The organism is Rhizobium sp. 01N447_2, assembly GCF_056399245.1.
Genome location: NZ_JBFTQY010000082.1, coordinates 21,612 through 27,611, shown reverse-complemented (window position 1 = coordinate 27,611; position 6,000 = coordinate 21,612). Strand labels below are relative to the sequence as shown.

General features: G+C 61.7%; 9 protein-coding genes. 6 read left to right on the top strand and 3 right to left on the bottom strand.

What is annotated here, in order from left to right; all coding sequences use genetic code 11:
• From AC1ECN_RS33245 to AC1ECN_RS33220, 6 genes are all read left to right on the top strand, one after another.
• Nucleotides 1-472 (top strand): ABC transporter permease subunit (locus tag AC1ECN_RS33245; RefSeq protein ID WP_477955381.1); only part of this gene is annotated, 472 nt, incomplete at its 5' end.
• A 19-nt stretch (nucleotides 473-491) separates the two neighbouring features.
• Complete coding sequence (locus tag AC1ECN_RS33240) at nucleotides 492-1,184, top strand: amino acid ABC transporter permease (protein WP_477955379.1); 693 nt, start codon at nucleotides 492-494, stop codon at nucleotides 1,182-1,184.
• Between the two features lie 428 nt (nucleotides 1,185-1,612).
• The gene (locus tag AC1ECN_RS33235; RefSeq protein ID WP_261318991.1) at nucleotides 1,613-1,741 is read left to right on the top strand and encodes a hypothetical protein; all 129 of its coding nucleotides are present in this window, start codon (nucleotides 1,613-1,615) and stop codon (nucleotides 1,739-1,741) included.
• Entirely contained in the window at nucleotides 1,738-2,487 is a 750-nt protein-coding gene (locus tag AC1ECN_RS33230; protein ID WP_477955378.1) for a metal ABC transporter ATP-binding protein, read from the top strand. The genes AC1ECN_RS33235 and AC1ECN_RS33230 overlap by 4 nt, the downstream gene beginning before the upstream one ends.
• Complete coding sequence (locus AC1ECN_RS33225) at nucleotides 2,484-3,356, top strand: metal ABC transporter permease (RefSeq protein WP_130672099.1); 873 nt, start codon at nucleotides 2,484-2,486, stop codon at nucleotides 3,354-3,356. Before AC1ECN_RS33230 ends, AC1ECN_RS33225 begins: the two co-directional genes overlap by 4 nt.
• A 16-nt stretch (nucleotides 3,357-3,372) precedes the next feature.
• Nucleotides 3,373-4,272, top strand: a complete 900-nt coding sequence (locus AC1ECN_RS33220) for a metal ABC transporter solute-binding protein, Zn/Mn family (RefSeq protein ID WP_130672100.1) — start codon at nucleotides 3,373-3,375, stop codon at nucleotides 4,270-4,272.
• A gap of 38 nt (nucleotides 4,273-4,310) precedes the next feature.
• Here the strand turns inward: AC1ECN_RS33220 and AC1ECN_RS33215 are convergent, their stop codons facing one another.
• The 3 genes from AC1ECN_RS33215 to AC1ECN_RS33205 form a co-directional block, all read right to left on the bottom strand.
• On the bottom strand, nucleotides 4,311-4,619 hold the full coding sequence (locus AC1ECN_RS33215; RefSeq protein ID WP_130672101.1) for a Dabb family protein: 309 nt from the start codon (nucleotides 4,617-4,619) through the stop codon (nucleotides 4,311-4,313).
• A 136-nt stretch (nucleotides 4,620-4,755) separates the two neighbouring features.
• Nucleotides 4,756-5,181, bottom strand: coding sequence for a hypothetical protein (locus AC1ECN_RS33210; protein WP_032995487.1), 426 nt, complete (start codon nucleotides 5,179-5,181; stop codon nucleotides 4,756-4,758).
• 144 nt (nucleotides 5,182-5,325) lie between these two features.
• Complete coding sequence (locus AC1ECN_RS33205; RefSeq protein WP_130666671.1) at nucleotides 5,326-5,814, bottom strand: RidA family protein; 489 nt, start codon at nucleotides 5,812-5,814, stop codon at nucleotides 5,326-5,328.
• Nucleotides 5,815-6,000 lie beyond the last annotated feature (186 nt).

Sequence of the window (6,000 nt, the reverse complement as noted above, 5' to 3'; positions counted from 1 at the left end):
GTTCGAGGTCGAGGATTTCGTGTCCCCGAACGTCGCGGCGATCGTCGGCCTCAGCCTCTACCATGGAGGCTATCTTTCCGAGGTTCTGCGGCCAGCCTACCTCGCCGTCGAACGCGGCCAGCACGATGCTGCGGACAGTCTCGGATACACCTTCCTTCAGAAGATCCTTCGGGTCGTCGGACCCCAGGCCGTGCACATCGCCCTGCCAGGTTACGGCAACTCGATCATCTACCTCATCCACAACGTTGCACTCGTGATGTACATCGGCGCCGCGGATGTCATGGCGACCGCCCATCTGGTCATGGAGCGCGACTACAACCAGTACCAGTTCGAGACCTACCTTGTGCTGGCGGTGATCTATTCGCTGCTATGCCTCGTGGCATGGATCGTCGTGCGCTTTTTCGAAACGCGARACGCAAAATTCGCGCCCAATACCGCACCGGCCAAGACCACCATGATGGCAAGCGTCTGATCGAATAGGAGGTCATCACATGTTCGATTCCGAAGTCCTTCTTCCCGATCTCTGGGATATCCTCGGCGCGGTCCCGGTGACGCTCGCCATGGCGCTTGGAATCTTCGTCTTCTCTACGATCGTCGGCAGCCTTTTCGCGATGGTGGAATATCGGCGGGTCCCGCTGCTTCGGGAACTGGTCGTCGCCTACAAGGTCGTCTTCAAGGGCGTTCCGATGGTCATCGTGATCTTCCTCGCCTATTACGGCCTGCCGCCGACGCTGCAGTTCCTGACCTCGCTCGTCGGCATCAACTATAACGGTCACTCGACGCCGAACTGGATCACGCTCATCGTCGCCCTGACCGCCTGCGTCGCAGCCTTCCAGGCTGAAGTCGTGAAGGGGGCACTCAACTCCTTCGACAACGGTCAGGCCGATGCGGCCTACTCCCTAGGCTACAAGCGCAGCCAGCTGTTCCGCCGGGTGATGCTGCCTCAGGTCATCGTCGCGGCCATCCCCGATCTCGCCAACTCCATCATGGTGATCATGAAGGCGCTGTCGCTGGGATTTGCGATCGAGGTCGTCGACATCTTCGCGCAGTCGCAGCTGACCGCGGCGCTGAACTTCTACTATCTCGAAGCCTTCCTGATCGCGGTCGTCATCTACATGGTGATCGCCTATATCGTCACCTACGCCGCCGACCGGATGGAACGGGCTCTGAGGGTATGGGCATAGCGGCACTTCGCTCTTCCTCGGAGCACGATGCACGGGATCAGGATTTCCACAGTCGTTTCGGCATATAGCGGCCATCCGTCAGGTGATAGCGAACTTTCGCTTCGGGCTCGATGCGCCATCCGCTACGCCGGCGGGGAGTGTGGCAGAGACGCGCCCCAAACCTCCGTCATCCCAGGCCCTGAGCCTGGGATCCATCCCGGTGCTGATGGAGGCGAGAGTGGATCCTCGGGTCAAGCCCGAGGAAGACGGAGGGTGGGGTGGCTTCTGGAGCAAGGACAGCGGAGCGCTGCAACTACGAGCATCCTGACAGATAAAGGGCGGCCATTCGGTCGCCCTTTTCAATTGTGTGAATAACTGCCAAGCCTCGCCTCAATCTCGCCGCAATCGTTATAACATAACCGTAATGTTATTACATTGTAGGATGCGCCATGCCGCCGAGCCCCGACCGCCCCTCCGTCAGCCTGCTGGGACAGTCGGCTTTTTCAAGGGTGATCGGCATGGCGCTGGTCATTGCGCTCCTGTGGCTGGCGATCCACTGGGCGGTTCTCTTGCCATGACGCCGCTGATCCGTCTTGATAATTTGACCGTCGCCTATAACAGGCACCCCGCCGTCCATCATGTCTCCGGCGCTTTCGCGTCGGGCAGCCTGACGGCGATCGCCGGGCCGAACGGGGCGGGCAAATCGACGCTGCTGAAGGCGATCATGGGCGAGCTTCGCCCCGCCGAAGGCAGGGTCGAGCACCGGCTGGGGCGGGCGGAATTCGGTTACCTCCCGCAGGCGGCCGAGATCGATCGGCGCTTTCCGATCTCGGTCATCGACACCGTCATGCTTGGCGCCTGGAAGAAGACGGGCGCCTTCGGCCGCATCGCGCCCGCCGAGGTGAAGAGGGCAGGCGAGGCGCTCTCGGCCGTCGGGCTCGAAGGCTTCGGCCGCCGCCATGTCGGGTCGCTCTCGGCCGGCCAGTTCCAGCGCGTGCTCTYTGCCCGCCTGCTGCTGCAGGATGCCGGCATCATCCTGCTCGACGAGCCGTTTACGGCGATCGATGCCCGCACCACCAGGGACCTCATCGATATCGTCACCCGCTGGCATGGCGAGGGCCGCACGGTGATCGCCGTGCTGCACGATTTCGAGCTGGTCCGCGCCCACTTCCCGCAAACCCTGCTGCTCGCCCGCGAACTGGTCGGCTGGGGTGCGACCGCAGACGTCATGTCCTCAGTCAATCTCCTGAAGGCCCGCGCCATGGCCGAGCGCTGGGATGAGGATGCGAGTGCCTGCGCACCTGAAGAGGCGCCGGCGGCATGACGGCTTACGATCTCTTCCTGGCGCCTTTTGCCGATTACGGTTTCATGCGCCGGGCGCTCATCGCCTGCCTTTGCCTTGGGCTCGGCTCCGGCCCGATCGGCGTCTTCCTGATGCTGCGGCGCATGAGCCTGATGGGCGATGCGATGAGCCATGCCGTGCTGCCGGGGGCTGCCATCGGTTACCTCGTCGCCGGCTCGCTGTCGCTGACGGCGATGGGCCTCGGCGGCCTCATTGCCGGCCTGTCGGTGGCGCTGTTGTCCGGCGCCGTCAGCCGGATGACCGTGCTGCAGGAGGATGCGAGCTTTGCCAGCTTCTATCTCGCGTCGCTGGCGTTCGGCGTGCTGATCGTCTCGCTGCGCGGCTCGAATATCGATCTCCTGCATGTGCTCTTCGGCACCATCCTGGCGATCGATGCCTCTGCGCTTTATCTGATCGGCGCGATCACCTCGCTGACCCTCGTCATCCTCGCCTTCATCTACAGGCCGCTGGTGGCCGAATGTTTTGATCCGGGTTTTCTGCGCGCCGTCGGCGGGCGCGGGTCGGTCTATCACGTGCTCTTCCTGCTGCTGGTGGTGCTGAACCTCGTCGCCAGCTTCCAGGCGCTCGGCACGCTGATGGCGGTCGGCCTGATGATGCTGCCGGCGGCTGTCGCCCAGCTCTGGTCGCGCAGCCTGCCGGTGATGATGGCGATCGCTGCCGCCAGTGCCGCCGCCTCCGGTTATCTCGGCCTGATCGCCTCCTACCATCTCGAGCTCGCCTCCGGCCCGACGATCATCATGACGGCGGCGATCCTCTACGGCTTTTCTATTCTTTTCGCGCCTTCCGGCCTGGCCCGGCGCTTCTTCCCCCGCCCGCATTTGAAGGGCTGATCCCAAGGAGACTTCGATGACATCGCACAGACTGCTTCTCTCCGCAGCAATCCCCGCTTTGATGGCGCTGTCGGCCATGCCCGCCTCCGCCGAAACGCTGAAGGTTGTGGCCTCCTTCACCGTGCTTGCCGATGTCGTCAAGCAGGTCGGCGGCGAGCACGTCAAGGTGACGAGCCTCGTCGGGGCGAACGGCGACCCCCATGAATTCGAGCCGTCGCCGGCCGATGCGAAGAATTTGAACGCCGCTCAAGTCACCTTCGTCAGCGGCGAGGGGCTGGAAGGCTGGATGGACCGGCTGATCACCGCCTCGGGCTACAAGGGCAAGCCGGTCACGGTTTCCGAAGGCATCAACACCCGCACCATGGAAGAGGACGGCGCACAGATTACCGATCCGCATGTCTGGAACAGCCCCGTCAACGTCAAGGTCTGGGTCGCCAATATCGAAAAGGCGCTGTCATCGGCCGATCCCACAGACGCCGCCGCCTTCAAGGCCAATGCCGAGAAATACACCAGGACGCTGGATGAATTGAACGCCTACGCCCACACGAAATTCGACAAGGTGGCCGACGATCGCCGCAAGGTGCTGACCAGCCACGATGCCTTCGGCTATTTCGGCCGCGAATATAATGTCAGCTTCCTCGCCCCGCTTGGTCTGTCCACAGAAAGCGAGGCTTCGGCCGCCGACGTCGCCAAGCTGATCGAACAGATCAAGGGCGAGCACGTGAAGGCCTATTTCTTCGAGAATTCCAACGATCCGCGCCTGGTCAAGCAGGTCGCCAAGGCAACCGGTGCCGAGCCCGGCGGCGAGCTCTATGTCGAATCCCTGTCCGACGCCAAGGGGCCGGCGCCGACCTATGAGAAGATGTTCAAGTACAATGTCGACCAGCTCGCCGCCGCCATGGCGAAATCGAGCTGATGATTAAGAGTGGCCGCAGGCTGAACCTGCGGTCGCTCTCACAGATTAAGGTCGAAGACCAGGATGCCGGCAAGGCCTCCATCCGTCGACGAGACGATGCGCTCGCCCACAGTTACATGTTCGGGATGGATGAGGTAGGCATCGCGCGCCTCGGCGCTTTCAAAGGTCACGGCAAAACCGTCGACGAAGCCGCCATGCAGCCCCTCGGGCGAAACGTTTGGCCCGTATTTGATATCCACGATGCCGGGGATGACCTGTTTCAGGGCGACGATTGCCGCAAACAGCGACTGCTTGTCTTCGTTCGTCACCGCGGTCTTCAGCCGCAGGAATACGCAGTGCAGGATCATCCGTGGTCCTCCCGATTTTCTTTGGCCCGATTTTCTTGGCCCGATTTTCTTGGGTGGAGAATAGCGGCGAAAGCCGGGAGAGCAATGAGATTTATTCTCACGCAGACGTTGCGGCGGGAGCCGGGACCCGGGCAGATTACATCTGGTCGGTCTTGACCATGGGCCGCTTGTAGATCTTCTGGACGAGATCGCTCGCCAGCGCGCGGGCTTCGTCCTTCTCAGCCGCCGTCATCGGCCGGCAGGTGTTCCTGGTGTTTGAACTGTCGAGCACTGTCGTAGAACCGGAATTGGCGATGACGAGATGCCAGCTGCAGGAGGCGACCTTGTCGATGGCGACGGCACCATGGCAACCGGTGGACAGGCAGAAGGCAACGGTCACCTGCGCCCCGTGGTCGCCTTTATAGGCCAGCTCTACGGCTTTCTTAATATCCTGGACCCATCGCTCGCATTGCGCCTGTTTTGCCCCCGGCTCGCAGCTCTTGGTGACCGGAGTGATGTCGCCGGCCTGAAGCGGCGATACGCAAAAAACACCCATCGACAGGGCGAGCAGAAATTTGAGCATGGGATTTTCCTTGTGCAAGGAATGAGTGGCGCACATCGCAGGCCGTTGGTCAATGGCCACTCACAAAAGGGAAGGTGGCGCACGCGAGACAGACGTTGGCGCGCCACAGGGAAAATCCGAAATTGTGTAGATCCGTCGCCGCCGCTATTCCAGAATGACCACGGCTTCGACCTCGAAGAGCATGGGGTCGATGGCAAGCTTGGGAACGGGAATCAGCGTCTGCGCCGGCAGTGCTTCGCCGAACATGTCTTTGACGTTCCTGGTCAACACCTCGAGCTTGGACATATCGTGATCGACCACGAAGACCGTCAGCTTGGCGACCTGATCCGGCTTTGCGCCGAGTGCATCGAGGGCGGTGCGCAAATTCGCATAGGCCTGCTTCACCTGGACGGCGAAGTCGGGCGACAAGGCGCCCGAGCTGTCCTGGCCGCCCTGTCCGGAGATGTAGGCCAGCCGGCCTTGCCGGGGCACGATCACCGCCGTGCTGTAGCCATTCGGCGAGGGGTCGTAGAGGTTTTTCGGATTGACGATATCAAGCTTGAGACCGTCCTCATTGGCTGTCGCCACAGTGGGAACGCTGATGGTCATGATGATGAGTCCTCCGATAATGAGATGCTTGATTGTGCGTGACATGATGTTCTCTCAGCTTCTCAGGGCTGCGAGCGACGGATCCTCACGGCCTGCAGGATGGAACCTGATCGCCGTATGATCGACTCGTACGGCGTACGATTAGATTGCATCGTACGGCGTACGAGTCAATCGGTCAGCATCGACATTCCCGGCATTGTCGGCTTAGATCGACGTCTGATCGATAAGGAA

Coding starts and splice junctions, on each gene's coding strand:
- AC1ECN_RS33240 (WP_477955379.1), top strand. CDS start 492: ATGTTCGATTCCGAAGTCCTTCTTCCCGATCTCTGGGATATCCTCGGC.
- AC1ECN_RS33235 (WP_261318991.1), top strand. CDS start 1,613: ATGCCGCCGAGCCCCGACCGCCCCTCCGTCAGCCTGCTGGGACAGTCG.
- AC1ECN_RS33225 (WP_130672099.1), top strand. CDS start 2,484: ATGACGGCTTACGATCTCTTCCTGGCGCCTTTTGCCGATTACGGTTTC.
- AC1ECN_RS33220 (WP_130672100.1), top strand. CDS start 3,373: ATGACATCGCACAGACTGCTTCTCTCCGCAGCAATCCCCGCTTTGATG.
- AC1ECN_RS33215 (WP_130672101.1), bottom strand. CDS start 4,619: ATGATCCTGCACTGCGTATTCCTGCGGCTGAAGACCGCGGTGACGAAC.
- AC1ECN_RS33210 (WP_032995487.1), bottom strand. CDS start 5,181: ATGCTCAAATTTCTGCTCGCCCTGTCGATGGGTGTTTTTTGCGTATCG.
- AC1ECN_RS33205 (WP_130666671.1), bottom strand. CDS start 5,814: ATGTCACGCACAATCAAGCATCTCATTATCGGAGGACTCATCATCATG.